Source organism: Lactimicrobium sp., assembly GCF_036453465.1.
GTDB lineage: Bacteria > Bacillota_I > Bacilli_A > Erysipelotrichales > Erysipelotrichaceae > Bulleidia.
Window position 1 is genome coordinate 19,737 of the sequence record NZ_JAZHUW010000021.1, and the last position, 11,995, is coordinate 31,731.

9 protein-coding genes are annotated in these 11,995 nt (G+C 50.3%); 3 read left to right on the plus strand and 6 right to left on the minus strand.

What is annotated here, in order from left to right; translation table 11 throughout:
* Positions 1–49: 49 nt before the first annotated feature.
* The 5 genes from SOI44_RS06645 to SOI44_RS06665 form a co-directional block, all read right to left on the minus strand.
* The gene (locus tag SOI44_RS06645) at positions 50–1,546 is read right to left on the minus strand and encodes a carboxypeptidase M32 (protein ID WP_331348429.1); all 1,497 of its coding nucleotides are present in this window, start codon (positions 1,544–1,546) and stop codon (positions 50–52) included.
* Positions 1,543–2,400, minus strand: coding sequence for an HAD family hydrolase (locus tag SOI44_RS06650; protein WP_331348430.1), 858 nt, complete (start codon positions 2,398–2,400; stop codon positions 1,543–1,545). The genes SOI44_RS06645 and SOI44_RS06650 overlap by 4 nt, the downstream gene beginning before the upstream one ends.
* A gap of 14 nt (positions 2,401–2,414) precedes the next feature.
* Positions 2,415–3,326: an aldo/keto reductase gene (locus tag SOI44_RS06655; protein WP_331348431.1), complete on the minus strand. Its 912-nt coding sequence runs from the start codon at positions 3,324–3,326 to the stop codon at positions 2,415–2,417.
* Positions 3,327–3,388: 62 nt separating this feature from the next.
* Complete coding sequence (locus SOI44_RS06660) at positions 3,389–4,108, minus strand: TVP38/TMEM64 family protein (protein ID WP_331348432.1); 720 nt, start codon at positions 4,106–4,108, stop codon at positions 3,389–3,391.
* 105 nt (positions 4,109–4,213) lie between these two features.
* Positions 4,214–6,118: a flavocytochrome c gene (locus SOI44_RS06665; RefSeq protein WP_331348433.1), complete on the minus strand. Its 1,905-nt coding sequence runs from the start codon at positions 6,116–6,118 to the stop codon at positions 4,214–4,216.
* 214 nt (positions 6,119–6,332) lie between these two features.
* Here SOI44_RS06665 and SOI44_RS06670 point away from each other — a divergent pair, with 214 nt between their 5' ends.
* Genes SOI44_RS06670 through SOI44_RS06680 form a run of 3 tightly spaced genes read left to right on the plus strand, consistent with a single transcriptional unit; the run spans position 6,333 to position 11,481 of the window.
* Positions 6,333–9,266 (plus strand): acyl-CoA dehydratase activase-related protein, encoded by a 2,934-nt coding sequence (locus SOI44_RS06670; protein ID WP_331348434.1) that lies wholly within the window; start codon positions 6,333–6,335, stop codon positions 9,264–9,266.
* A gap of 2 nt (positions 9,267–9,268) precedes the next feature.
* A complete protein-coding gene (locus tag SOI44_RS06675) occupies positions 9,269–10,525 on the plus strand; it encodes a 2-hydroxyglutaryl-CoA dehydratase (protein ID WP_331348435.1) in 1,257 nt (418 codons plus the stop codon).
* 59 nt (positions 10,526–10,584) lie between these two features.
* The gene (locus SOI44_RS06680) at positions 10,585–11,481 is read left to right on the plus strand and encodes a LysR family transcriptional regulator (protein WP_331348436.1); all 897 of its coding nucleotides are present in this window, start codon (positions 10,585–10,587) and stop codon (positions 11,479–11,481) included.
* Between the two features lie 14 nt (positions 11,482–11,495).
* Here the strand turns inward: SOI44_RS06680 and SOI44_RS06685 are convergent, their stop codons facing one another.
* Complete coding sequence (locus SOI44_RS06685) at positions 11,496–11,732, minus strand: hypothetical protein (protein ID WP_331348437.1); 237 nt, start codon at positions 11,730–11,732, stop codon at positions 11,496–11,498.
* Between the last annotated feature and the right edge of the window lie 263 nt (positions 11,733–11,995).

Below are 11,995 nucleotides of genomic sequence, written 5' to 3' on the forward strand. Positions count from 1 at the left end.
GAAGAAAAGCACCTGTCTGCACAGGTGCCTGATTCGTTATACGGATTAATTATAACTGGTACAAAGCAGAATATTTTTCCTGCAGATAGTGGATATAGTAATCCGGATTGAACTTCTCGCCGGTTGCCATCACCATCAGTTCTTGGGCCGGATAGCGGAATCCATACTGATGAATATGTTCCTTCAGCCAGCCAATGCAGTCCTTGTAGCGGTTATTGGCCAAAGCGTCTTCCACATCCACATCTTTCTTCATGGCATGCATGAACTGGGCGGCATAGGCAGAGCCAAGGGCATAGGTCGGGAAGTAGCCAAAGTCGCCATCTGCCCAGTGCACATCCTGCAGAATGCCTTCACTTGCCTTTTCGGCATGCACGCCAAGATACTTCTGGTACATCTCATTCCATGTCTGATCCAGATGATCTGTAGAAATGGAGCCGTCAAACAATCCCTTTTCAATCTGATAGCGCACCAGAATATGCAGCGGATAGGTCAGCTCATCTGCCTCGGTTCTGACCAGAGACGGTCTTGCCACATTGATCGCTTTGACAAAGCTGTCAAGAGAAACACCCTTGAGCTGATCCGGGAACACCGCCTGCAGACGCGGATAGTTGTACGTCCAGAACGCCTTTGTTCTGCCCAGATAATTCTCACAGAAGCGGGACTGTGATTCATGCAGGGCACACGGAATGCCTTCGGAAAGAATCATGCCGTCATACTTTGGATTGCAGTCATGTTCATAATAGGCATGGCCGACTTCATGCACGGTGGACAATACGGCACTGATGACATTGTGGTCCAGATACTTGGTTGTTGTCCGGCAGTCATTTTCACAGATCCAGGAAGTAAACGGATGTTCGGTCTCATTCTGATAGCCCCAGCTGTGATCAAAGCCAAGATATTCCAGCAGGCCGGACATGAACTTCTTCTGTCCTTCTACCGGATATTCCTGATACAGGAAACCATCATCGATCTGCTTGGCCTTCTTTACCTTTTCCAGCAGCGGCACCAGATCCTTCTGCACACGGTCAAAGAACGCATCATACTTCTGCTGGTTCATGCCAGGCTCATAGTCATCCAGCATGCGGTCATACAAAGACAGATCACTCTTGCGGTATCCATACAGCTTCTTTTTCGCTGCAATGACATCCGCAAGCACCGGTGCAAAGGAATCATAGTCATTGGTCTGCTTGGCTTTCAGCCAGACATTCCAGGATGTATCAATCAGATTGCGGTATGCTACAAACTCATCATGCGGAATGCAGCGGTTGTTGTCAGCTTCCTTCAGATACAGCGAAACAGCACGCTTATCATCCCCATCCAGTGTCTCATCCTTGTTCAAAGCACACAGAATCTCATACATTTCCGGATCTGTCTCTAATGAGAACAGCTGGCCGGCAAGATAGGCAGAGCGCTTGTCACGATAGGCATTGCCCCCGGCAGGCGCAACTGTCTGCTTATCAATTTCAATCGTATTCAGTGCCATGCGGTAAGCAGAGATTGCAAAAATCCAGTCATGGTACTTTTTCAACATTTCTTCTTTGTTCATTCCTTACCTCCTTCAATCAGGCCAATATGCACAAATGCCTTGTACAGGCCGTCATTGTCCACATCATCGGTCACATAATCCGCAGCCGCCTTGATCTCATCGCCGCCATTGCCCATGGCAACGTTATAGCTGCATAGCTCAAACATGGACAGATCGATCTTGGCATCGCCAAAGGAGATTGTATCCTTTTTATCGGCATGGAGATAGTTCAGAAGCACATCAATGGCATGCTTTTTCGTGATGCCTTTGGGGCCAAGGTCGCCAAACAGTGCTTCTTCACCCTTGCCGCCCCACGTATTGGCTTCCAGTTGTGGGAATTCCTTCTTGCTGTCAAGATGATCCTGATAGGAAGACAGAATGAAGGAGATTTTGTTGATGTCATCCCGGTACAGCTGCTCTTTGGGCAGATGGATAAAGGAATTGACGAAGGAATCTGCACTTTTCTTTGCTAAGGAGACATCTGCACCCTTGCCAAGTGCATATTTTGTCATGACAGCCGGTCCCTGCACAAGCATGTCATCATTGCAGTACATACCGGAATTAGCTTCCAGATAGAAGCCCAGATGCCGTTCGCAGCACCAGTCAACAATATGTTTCGTCTCTTCTTTGCTCAATCCCTGGTGCATGACCACATGGCCATGGTCCTCCACATAGGCGCCATTGCCGCCGATCATGCCATCCAGCTCACAGAGATGCCGCTGGGCAATTTCCGCCTTGGAACAGCCGGTGCAGATATAGACACGGTGGCCATTGGCACGGGCTTCCTCAACAGCTTTAGCAGCACTTGCCGGAAGTTTGGCCTCATAGTCAATCAAAGTACCATCCACATCCAGAAATACAATTTTTCTTTCCATCTTCTCTTTCCCCCTTATGGCAGCATATTCCCGGCTGCCTTGTAAATATCGTACCATTCCGTCCTTGTCAGATGAAGATCAGCAGCTCTGGCCCCATTGATCAGATGGGCCGGCTTACTGGTGCCAAGCACCACCTGCATCGAAAACGGCAGGCGCAGAATCCAGGCATAGGCAATCGTATCTCTGCCCACGCCATATCGATCACCGATTTCCTGCAGCTTCTCATTCAATTCCTGATATTTCTCACTGTTTAAAAAGACACCCTCAAAGTATCCCATCTGCAGCGGCGACCATGCCTGAATGGCCATCTTATGCTGTGCACACCAGTACAGCGTACCGCCATCTCTGTCAATGCCGGCATCATTGTGCATGTCAACATTCAGCCCGGCATCAATCAGCACCGTATGGGCACAGCTTAACTGCACCTGATTGCACCAGAGTTTCTGGGACAGGCCGGACTGCAGATAGGCCATCTGGGCCGGGTTTTCATTGGAAACACCAAAATGGCGCACCTTGCCTGCCTTCTGCAGGGTGTCAAATGCCTCACTGACTTCTTCGGGCTCCATCAGGATATCCGGTCTGTGCAGCAGAAGAGAATCCAGATAGTCTGTGTGCAGGCGTTCCAGAATACCATCGACGCTTTTCAGGATATGTTCCTTTGAGAAATCATACATGCCATCATGAATGGCGCATTTGCTCTGGATGAACATGTTCTCCCGTTTTTCCGGATGCCTGGTGAGCCATCTGCCAAGCACCTCTTCGCTTTTTCCGCCGCCATAGATGTCGGCTTCATCAAAGAAATTAATCTGATTGTCCAGGGCTGTTGAAACAAATGCATCCATTTCGTTTTCAGACAGACCGGCAATCCGCATACAGCCGGCGCCAATGACGGAAACCTGCTGGGAACCAATTGTGATTGTACGCATAAAACCCTCCTGCCTGTATTGTAACGTAAGAACGGCGGGCAGACATAATAAAAGACATCCGCTCAGGATGCCTTCTGTGGATTGCGTTTTCCCTTGCCAAGGAACCAGTCCCGTTTCCAGATGGCAATCAGAATGATCACAATCTGCAGGATGATAGCCATGACCATGTAGAAGTATTCTCCCCGGATCAGGAAATGTCCGGCAAAGCAGTTGCAGAGAATCTGGATCCAGCTGGATACCGCCACGGCCATGGCATACTGGCCGGTACGGATATCGGTTCTGGCCGCAAAGTAAGGAATGAAGCCATTGGGAATACCCGGGATCATGCAGGCAAGGGCAAAGATAAACGCAGGTTTGGTGCTGTTGATCTTGCTGGTGATCCAGCCTGCCCTTTTTTCCACATTGAATGCTGTCTGCAGGGCAGAACCGAACTTACGGGCAAAGATGAAGACCAGCACATTGCCTGCCAGAAAGCCGGCATAGCAGGCCAGAAATGCTTTCCACCAGCCATAGATGACGCCGGCCACGATATGAATGACCATACCGGGAAAGAAGATCGATACAACCTGCAGAATGGTTAACAGGAAGATGGACAGCAGGCCGGATGCCTCGTCCTGAGAGTTCAGGTATGCGGTGAGTTCCTGCTGGTCGCCATTGCGCAGGATACTGAACAAGGTCGCAAAAAAGCTGCCGAAAAAGTGATAGATCAGCCAGATGGTCAGTGCCATCACACCGATGATGGCAATCACCGGCCATATTTTTGAGAACCTGTTCTTGTTCATCTTCCCCATCTCTACTTGAAAGTCTCATGTATGATAGCACAGATTGCCTTCTTCACAAATACAAAAAAAGCTGTCTGGAATCATCCAGACAGCTCATGGGTTCAATTACTTGGTGTAATCAGCCGCACTCTGGCCAGCAATTCTGCCGAAGACAACGAAGTCCGCAACAGCATTTCCACCCAGACGGTTGGCACCATGCACACCGCCGGTAACTTCACCTGCAGCGAACAGGCCCGGGATCACAGAACCGGAAGTATTGATGACCTCAGCAGAAGTATCAATCTTCAGGCCGCCCATGGTGTGATGAACGCCCGGCTGTACCTTGATGGCATAGTACGGAGCCTTGTCCAGCTTATTGGCAAAGGTTGTACGGTTGAAATCAGGATCGCTCTTGTTTTCAACATCTGTATTCCAGGTGTTCATTGTCTCAGCAAATGTGGATTCATCAACACCCATTGCCTTGGCCAGATCCTCATAGGTATCACCCTGTACTGTGTAGCCGGAATCAATGTAGCCCTGAATGACAGCAGAAGCATCAACCATGTTCTGGTCAATGATCAGCCATGCGGCACCGCCGGTCTGAGAATTCTCAGCTGCAGAAACGGCATCACGTGTACCAACTTCATCGGTGAAACGCTTACCTTCTGCATTGACCAGAATCGCACCATCGCCACGCAGACCTTCGGTAATCAGATGTGCGTTGCCATCATCATCAACGTGAACCGTCGGATGCAGCTGAATCTGCTTCATATCAACAGTTGCGGCATCAATGCCCTCAGCCGTAGCCATGGTAATGCCCTGGCCTTGTGCACCCGGTGCATTGGTTGTGATGTAGCCCTTGAGATCCGGATTCTGCTCAGCAACCATGTCATTGTTGGCACCGAAGCCGCCAGTTGCCAGAATGACAGCCTTGGCATTGACAGTAACCTTGTTGCCGGACTTACCTTCTGCCTCAACACCTGCAGCCTTGCCATCCTTCATCAGGATCTTGTTGGCTGTTGTATCGTAGTAAACCTTGACGCCAAGATCTTCAACATTCTTCTCCAGAATCGGAACAACATAGGCACCAACAGCAGTTGTCTTGCCTTCTGCGTTGACCGGACGGTGGATACGCTTGACAGAAGCACCGCCGAACTGGCCGACACTCTTGAGATCAGCACCGATCGAAGACAGCCACTCAATGGAATCTGCGGAGTTCTCACACAGAGTCTTGACCAGGGCAGGATCATTGATGCCCTTGCCGCCGATCATTGTATCCAGCTCGAACAGCTCAACAGAATCGAAGTAGCCAGTCGGATTTGCCTGGTAGGCATCCCACTGCTCCTGTACTGTCTTAGCCAGATCTGTAATGGTCTGGTTATCGGCATACTTGCTGGCAGCCGTATCCAGTGTCTTCTGAACACCGGCAGCCTCACCGAATGTATTTTCATCCTGATAGGATGTCTTGGCAGCGTTCATACCACCGGTGGAACGAACGGAGTTTCCGCCTGCTGCATCCTGGCTTTCCAGAATGACAACAGATCTGCCCTCATTGGCAGCCACAATGGCCGCTGTCATACCAGCACCGCCGGCACCAACAATGACGACATCCGCATCTTCGGTGACATCCTCAGCTGCAGCGGCTGTCGCTGCTGTCTGATAGTCATCCGGATTCAGGCCGGCAGACTTCAAAGCTGCGGCTGCTGCTTCCTTGATGGCATTGGATGTAATGGTGGCACCAGAGACAGCATCCACATTCAGTGTATTGCCGGATACCATCTCACCAGGCAGCTTGTCAATTGCCTTGGAGCCAATCCCCTGGGTCTCGTCCGGTCCATCTGCCTTCACATCCGTAATCACAGAATCCTTCAGGGTTACTGTGACAGTAACTGTGCCGCCGTTGCCTTTGGCTGTTCCCGTAAAATCACCGGAAACACCCTTGCTCTTGGCACAGCCAGGAATCGCGCCCAGAACCAGAGCCGCCGCAAAAAGACCGACGGTTCCAAGTCTGAAACCATGTTTCTGATCCATACTCTTCCTCCCATTTAGTGTGAATTTTCACACGCGTAAATAGAATAGCATGGGCTTGCTGAAATAAAAAGCTTTTCCACACGTGAGTTACTCGTAACAAACTGTTCGACAATGTTACGCCTTTGTTTATGCAAGCGGTCTCTGAAATTGACTCTTTCCTTAATATCATTAAAATTAGGTTGTTTTGCTATGGATTGCATACAGGAGGATTTGCATGAGAGTTGGTCTGGATATTGGCTCAACAACCATTAAATGCGTCGTTCTGAATGAACAGAATCAGATTGTAGCTTCAAGCTATGAACGCCACTACAGCCACATTCTGGAAAAAGGAGAAGAAATCCTGTCCAGAATCGTTGATAAATATCTGCCGGATGGCAAAGCCATTCTGGCAATTTCCGGATCTGCCGGCATGGGTCTTGCCGATGCCTGCCAGGTTCCCTTTGTACAGGAAGTCTTTGCTGAACGCGTGGCAGCCAACCGTCTCAACCCCGGCACGGACTGCATCATTGAGCTTGGCGGTGAAGATGCCAAGATTCTGTTTTTGACCAATGGCACCGAAGTCAGAATGAACGGTTCCTGTGCCGGCGGTACGGGTGCTTTCATTGACCAGATGGCAACCCTGCTCAAGATGGATGCCGGCCAGATGGATGAAGCCGCCTGCAAGGCAGAGCGCACCTATACCATTGCCAGCCGCTGCGGCGTCTTCGCCAAATCCGACGTACAGCCATTGATCAACCAGGGGGCCAAGACCGGTGATATCGCCGCTTCCATCTATCAGGCGGTTGTCAATCAGACCATTGCCGGTCTGTCTCAGGGCCGTCCCATTCAGGGCAATATTCTCTACCTTGGCGGGCCTCTGACATTCTCAAAATGTCTGCGCAATAGTTTTGACAAGACTCTGCATGTCAAAGGCACATGCCCGGAAAACTCCCTGCTGTATGTCGCCCTTGGCGCCGCATATTATGCCGATGAAGAGCTTGATCTCAACACAGTCATCAAAAATCTTTCTGAATACAGCGGCAAGGCGAAATTTGCTTCCCTGCCTCCGCTGTTTGAAAGCCGTGAAGAATACTGGGATTTCCATAACCGCCATGCCAAGGCTGCTGTACCCCGGGTTCCCTTTGATGAAACCTGCGGACCGGTGCATATTGGCATCGATGCCGGCTCCACAACCATCAAGATTGCCGTCATCAACCAGAAAGGCGAACTGCTGTTCACCCGCTATCAGCCCAACAATGGCAATCCGATCCCGATGGTAAAAGAAACCCTGCAGGAGCTCTATCAGAAACATCCTAATCTATATATTCAGTCTGCCACGGCAACCGGCTATGGCGAAGAGCTGATGAAGCAGGCCTTCCATTGTGACTATGGCCTGGTAGAGACCGTGGCCCACTTCACTGCTGCCAAGCATTTTATACCGGATGTAGATTTCATCATCGATATCGGCGGTCAGGACATGAAGTGCTTCAAGATTGAGGATGGTGCCATCAGTGACATCTTCCTGAACGAAGCCTGCTCTTCCGGCTGCGGCAGTTTCCTGCAGACCTTTGCCAAGGCACTGAACTTTACGGTGGAAGAGTTTGCCATGCAGGGTCTGTTTGCCAAACATCCGGTAGATCTTGGTTCACGCTGCACGGTCTTCATGAATTCTTCTGTCAAGCAGGCTCAGAAAGACGGTGCCACCCTTGACTGCATTTCCGCCGGCCTTTCAATTTCAGTTGTCAAGAATGCCCTCTATAAGGTCATCCGTGCTTCCAGTCCGGACCAGCTTGGCAAACGGATCGTTGTCCAGGGCGGTACCTTCTATAACGAAGCTGTCCTGCGTGCCTTTGAAAAAGAAATGGGCGTGGAAGTCATCAGGCCTGATATTGCCGGCCTGATGGGTGCCTATGGTGCTGCTCTGTATGGACTCAGAAAGAGTAAGAAAGACCAGCACTCTACCATCCTCAGCCAGCAGGAACTGCAGAACTTCAGTCAGAAAGTTACTTCTGTACAGTGCCAGGGATGCGGCAACCACTGCCAGCTGACCATCAATACGTTCTCCGATGGCAAGCGGCTGATCTCAGGCAACCGGTGTGAGAAACCGGTGACCGGCAAGGCATCGGATGATACCTTGAATCTGTATGCCTATAAGCTGGATGCCCTGCTTGCCTATGCAAAGAACCCGGGCAATGGGACCAGAGGCACCATTGGCATTCCGCTGTGTCTGAATATGTATGAACTGCTGCCTTTCTGGCATGCCTTCTGGACAACCCTTGGCTTCAAGGTCAAGGTATCCCCTGTTTCCAGCCGTAAGCTGTATCAGGAAGGACAGGGTACCATTCCCAGTGATACAGCCTGCTATCCTGCCAAGCTCTCCCATGGCCATATCATGGAACTGGCAAAGGATCCTGAAATCAATGCGATCTTCTATCCGTGCATGAGCTACAACCTGGATGAAGGTCTTGGTGACAATCACTACAACTGCCCGATGGTTGCCTATTATCCGGAAGTACTGGCCAACAACGTACCGGAGCTGAAGGACAAACTGTTCATCTATGATTATGTCAATCTGGACAATTCGGAACGATTCAAGCATGATGCCCCGAAGTATCTGTCGCGGTATTTCCATGGCATTCCAAAGAAGCTTGTACAGCAGGCTGTGGATGCCGGCTATGCAGAGTATGCAAAGCATATGCAGGATGTCCGGGAAAGAGGTAAGTGGATTGTTGAAGAAGCACGGAAACAGGGAAAGCGCATCATTGTGCTGGCTGGTCGTCCCTATCATGTGGATCCGGAGGTCAACCATGGCATTGACAAGCTGATTGTGCGCCAGGGTGCTGCTGTCATTACGGAAGACAGTGTATCCTGGATGGTCCATAAGTTCCCTACCGCTGTATTGAACCAGTGGATGTATCACAGCCGGCTGTATGCGGCCGCAAAGTACTGCACGACCCAGAAAGACATGGATCTGGTCCAGCTGGTATCGTTTGGCTGCGGCCTGGATGCCATTACAACCGATGAGACCAAGGAAATTCTGCAGGAAGGCGGCAAGCTGTACACACAGCTGAAGATTGATGAAATCACCAATCTTGGCGCTGTCAATATCCGCATCCGCTCCCTGTTTGCGGCCCTGGATGAACAGAAAGAAAAAGAAGAGAAGGAGTGAATATGGAATATCTCACACCAAACTTCACAAAAGATATGCTTAAGGACTACACCATCCTGATCCCCAACATGGCACCGATTCAGTTTGCCCTGATTCAGGCTGCCCTGGCAAGTGAAGGATGCCATTGCGAAGTGCTGAAAAACCGGGGGTCCGAAGTGTCCCAGCTTGGTCTGCGCTATGTGCACAATGATACATGCTATCCTGCCCTGCTTGTCATCGGCCAGTTCCTTGACGCCCTCAACAGCGGTGAGTATGACCTGCATCATACTGCCCTGCTGATTTCGCAGTCAGGCGGCGGATGCCGTGCCTCCAACTACATCAAGCTGCTGCGCAAGGCCCTTGTCAAAGCAGGCTATGGCTATATTCCGGTTGCCTCCATCAACCCGACCGGTCTTGAAAAAGGATCCCAGATGCCCTTCACTCTTAAGATGGGTGAAAAGGTATTGGCGGCAGCCGAATACGGTGACATGATTGATGCTCTGCGCAACCAGATCCGCCCTTATGAAAATGAACCCGGAGCAGCCGATGCCTGGTGTGACAAATGGATCAACACCATCTCCGGCTGGATGTATGACAATAAAAACTACATGATTCCGGTTATGAAGAAAAAATTCAGAGAGATTGCCCGCGATGCCGCAAAGGTGCCGATTACCCGCGTACAGAAAGTCAAGGTTGGTGTTGTCGGTGAAATCTATGTCAAGTTTTCTCCCATGGGCAACAACGACCTGAAGAAGTTCCTGGAATCGCAGGATTGTGAAGTGAATATGCCCGGTATCATGGGCTATGCCAACTACTGTATCAAGAACTTCCAGATGGATATCCAGCTCTATGGTGGCAATAAGCTGGTGGAACTTGGATGGAAAGCCGCATTGAAAGTCATGGACGACATTGGTGTCAGTATGTCCAAAGAAATGCGTGCCTGCGGCTTCTATGGGGAAGAAAGCTTCTATGACCTGATCAAAGGCACCGATGGCATCATTCATCTTGGTGCCAAGATGGGTGAAGGATGGCTGCTGTCAGGTGAAATGGTATCCTTGATCAAAGGCGGATATCCAAACATCATCTGTGCCCAGCCGTTTGGCTGCCTGCCTAACCATATCATGGGCAAAGGCGTGATCAATACCATCCGGGCCAAATACCCGCAGGCCAACATCAGTGCGATTGACTATGACCCCAGTGCTACCAAAGTCAACCAGGAAAACCGCATTAAACTGATGCTTGCCGTGGCAAAGGAAAATCTCGCCAAACAGAATGCCTGAGGACCGTACGGTCCTTTTTCTTTCGGCATGCTATACTAAGGCCAGAGGTAGAAAAGAACATGACAATTCAGGAACTGGAAGCTTTTATCAACGCAGCAGAAAGTGAAATCTATGTCACGCCGGATGGCAGCGTCCACCGCTACAGTACATCTGCTGCTGAAGAAATCCTGCATCTGGAGAAAGAGCTTGGCTGCGTGCTGTTTGACCGCCAGGGCATGGCCTCCGGCAGGCTGACCACCGCAGGTGAAGCACTGCTGCCAATGGCCATTGACTTTGTCCGCCAGTACCATGCCATGGTGCGTGCCATGGATCCCTATAAAACAGGAGACAGACGTACACTGTATGTCGGCCACCTTCCCATCCTGCGCCAGTACCGTCTGAACGGTTTCTTCCGCAACTTTACAGAAGAACATCCGGAATGTGAACTGCATCTGGAAGAAGGTGAAGTTCCCGCCCTTTTGAAAGGACTGAACAGCGGCTATTTTGATGCCATCGTGGTACGCCGCAGCCAGTTATTAGGAAATGATTATGAGATTGTACAGATGGCAGCCGATGAAGTGGCAGCCATTGTCTGCAGCAGCCACCCGGCCGCTAAGCGCAAAAGCATTACCCTGCGCGAATTGAAGAATGAATCTTTCTATCTCAGCAATCCCCACAGCGGTTCTTATTCTTTCTGCCGGCAGCTGCTGATTGCCAGCCATATCTCCACCGAAAATGTCCATACCGCTGACATTGACAAGATTCTTGATACGGTCAGAAGCACACATGGCGTTGCCTTACTGCCGATCTCAACCCTCAATGTTGCCAGTGCCCAGGGCCTTGTGGCCGTGCCCCTGCAGCCGGAAGGCTCCATTCCGGTTGTGCTTGCCTGCAAAACAAAGCATAAGACAAATACATATCTCGATGAACTGATGGCAAAGGCAAAAGAACGTGCCAAAGCCATTCCGGCCATCTGAAAAAAGGCTGTGCCTCAAGCCGATAGCACAGCCGTTTTCTTTCCTTTTCTGGAAAGAGACGCATCATTTGCCAGCGCATAAACCACTGCCTGCACTGCCAGGGAATGGCGGACAAAATAAGGATCAAACCCAAGCGAGCCATCCCCATGGCGGTAGAAGTGAGAAACCTGCTCACTTCCATTGAGCTGCCAGACAACCTCTGTACAGCCAGACATCTTCTTCACATTTGTAACAACAATCTTAACCATCATAAATAAAAGCACCTGCCTTTCTGAAACAGCCATTATAAAAAGACTGTTTCATGCCTGACTGGTGCTTCTATCGATGTGCCTGTATGATAGATCATCCCACACAGCATTGCAAGAAGAAAAAGAAATCTGCCACTGCAAATGGTTACTGTTCACGGCTTAGCCAATGCGGGTATTTTGAAAAGACTGCCGATTTCTGCCGGCAGTCTTTTATCTCACACGAAAAATCATTGAGTCACGCGATACTGCGCTCAAAGATTTCACAT

What these genes read in the sequence shown, in the direction of transcription:
- SOI44_RS06670 (WP_331348434.1), top strand. Translation starts at nt 6,333, where the DNA reads ATGAGAGTTGGTCTGGATATTGGCTCAACAACCATTAAATGCGTCGTT.
- SOI44_RS06675 (WP_331348435.1), top strand. Translation starts at nt 9,269, where the DNA reads ATGGAATATCTCACACCAAACTTCACAAAAGATATGCTTAAGGACTAC.
- SOI44_RS06645 (WP_331348429.1), bottom strand. Translation starts at nt 1,546, where the DNA reads ATGAACAAAGAAGAAATGTTGAAAAAGTACCATGACTGGATTTTTGCA.
- SOI44_RS06685 (WP_331348437.1), bottom strand. Translation starts at nt 11,732, where the DNA reads ATGATGGTTAAGATTGTTGTTACAAATGTGAAGAAGATGTCTGGCTGT.
- SOI44_RS06680 (WP_331348436.1), top strand. Translation starts at nt 10,585, where the DNA reads ATGACAATTCAGGAACTGGAAGCTTTTATCAACGCAGCAGAAAGTGAA.
- SOI44_RS06665 (WP_331348433.1), bottom strand. Translation starts at nt 6,118, where the DNA reads ATGGATCAGAAACATGGTTTCAGACTTGGAACCGTCGGTCTTTTTGCG.
- SOI44_RS06650 (WP_331348430.1), bottom strand. Translation starts at nt 2,400, where the DNA reads ATGGAAAGAAAAATTGTATTTCTGGATGTGGATGGTACTTTGATTGAC.
- SOI44_RS06655 (WP_331348431.1), bottom strand. Translation starts at nt 3,326, where the DNA reads ATGCGTACAATCACAATTGGTTCCCAGCAGGTTTCCGTCATTGGCGCC.
- SOI44_RS06660 (WP_331348432.1), bottom strand. Translation starts at nt 4,108, where the DNA reads ATGAACAAGAACAGGTTCTCAAAAATATGGCCGGTGATTGCCATCATC.